We start from the raw sequence: 2,222 nt of genomic DNA on the forward strand, positions 1-2,222 counted from the left end.
CTTTGAACCTCCGATGATGATTAATCTTAGAGAGGATTATTATTTTGCATATTATAAGGCTAATCAAAACTTTGGTGAATATAACAATCTAATACAAAGATATGCTCCTCTAGCTCATTACTACGAACCTGTTGGATATAAAATTGCTTATTATGACCATATCGTTGATGATAGTGATAACTTCTGGCAAGAATATATCCTCAAATTAGCAAAAAGCCAAAATAAACTACTTAAAAGACAAAAACCTGGTAGTACTATCGATCCTAATATTACTTTTGCTATTCATGGATATAATGTAGCTGTAGAAGATAAAATAAATAATAAAATGCGTGGCTATCCTCAAGCTCTAGAATATATGGATAGTCAGTATGATATTACTGAAAATAAACTAATGAATGATACCCCTTGGTATGATGTAACTGGTTACTTCAAGGGTAATATACATAAACTATCTGAGCAGAAAGCTAGTATCCTACCTTTTGATAGTGATAAAGAGTCGCTTGAATATAACACTGATAATGAAAATACTGCTGAAGGTGCTTGTAAATGGAATCTACAGTTAGAGTATTCTTTAAACAAAGCTGCTGGTTGGGATGAAAAATCTCTTGATGATTATAACCGTATTGTTCAAATAGCTTGGCAAGGTAATCCTAAAGCTCCGTATGACTATAGTGCTGCTATTGCTATGAGTGAGTTTGCTGGGCAGAAACTAGCTATTGTAATTGACTATCTTAAACAAAATGGTATCAAGGTTAATATTATGGCTCACTCTTTGGGTAATGCTGTAATTATGAATACTTTGAAGAATGTAAGTACTCCTGTAGATCAAGCTCTATGTTGGGAACCTGCTATTGCTAATGATAGCTTGAGTAATTCTAATAGAAATGAAGCTGTACAGACTATCTCTAATACTTACGAAAGGTATGAAAATGGTAAGCTAGAACTTACACCAACTACTCAAGATTACAATGTCAGCTATAACTATGCAGCTGCTGCTAGTAAGGCTGATAAATTCACAATTGCTTATAGTAACCTCGATGAGATGCTGGGACCTATTCCTAATATTCCTAGCTTGTTCAAAAAAGGTGAAATTCAGTCTATGACTATGAATGAAGCTGTCAATAGAATGATTACCCATGTCTTAGTAAGTGTATCTAGCTACTACTTCTCTACTGCTAAGATTGGTACTAGCTTTGCTGATACTACTTATAAACTAATTCCTAATATCTTAGCTGGGAATATTGATTATAATAAATATCCTGAGGCTCAAGCTATTCATGAAAAAATAAGTGATAAAGGCGCTGGATTATTATTCGCTATAATTGGCGTGGCTTCTTATGCTCTTGATAGTTTCGTAGCTCAAAGTACTAGTACAGATACTAATGGTGGCTTTGAATCAATTTATCAGATTGCTAATAAGTTTATCTACCCTGCTAGTTTCTTTGTCGAGGGTAATATTGAGCAAAAGTGCCAAGCTTTCTATAGAAAATGGTTACAAGTCTACCCTAACCCTAATGATAATAAGCCTTTCTTAGCTACTAATGATAAAGATATGCTAACTGGTGAAAGCTTATATCAAAATCTAAATTTAAGAGAGAAGTTAAGACATAACTTTATCCCTATATATGCTTATCATGAGAAAGATACTCTGTATGATATTGCTAGTGAAGTTATCGATAAGTTATACAAGCTAACTAATACTGGCGTTGCTGATATTCCTCAACAAGTTTGGGATAATTTGGAGGATTCAGTATCTAACATATTCAACCAAAATCCAATATCGACTGTTTGGGATACTTCGATGAGTTTCGTGGGGCCTGCTGTTAATGGTGCTGGTAGTTTGACTACTACTGTTATTGATTTCTTAAAAGGCGCTGATATACAAGCTGCTATTAAAAATATCAAAGATAATAAAGAAGAGCTATTAGCTGTTGTATTCACAGTACTTATGCAACCTAACTCTAAAGTAGCTCCTGCTATGGGGTATAGTGGTGCGGCGGGTACGACTGCTAAAAGTTTAGCAAAAGATGGTAAACTATTCCAAACTCCACAAGAAGTTAACACTATGGATTTACCTGAGTCAACTAGAGGTAATTACCCTTGTTATTATATAGATAGTGACAATACTAAACATACAGTAGCTTATGACCAATTAACTGATGAACAAAAACAATCAGCTAAGTCAATGCTATGTATAGATCATTCGGCTATGTTGTACCCTA

At 34.1% G+C, this 2,222-nt stretch carries 1 protein-coding gene; it reads left to right on the forward strand.

Going from position 1 to position 2,222, the window contains the following annotated elements:
* On the forward strand, nt 1–2,222 hold a 2,222-nt coding region (locus tag FQ699_RS09575), incomplete at both ends, for an alpha/beta hydrolase (RefSeq protein ID WP_146422130.1).

Origin of the sequence: Francisella salimarina (assembly GCF_007923265.1) — a bacterium.
Lineage (GTDB): Bacteria > Pseudomonadota > Gammaproteobacteria > Francisellales > Francisellaceae > Francisella > Francisella salimarina.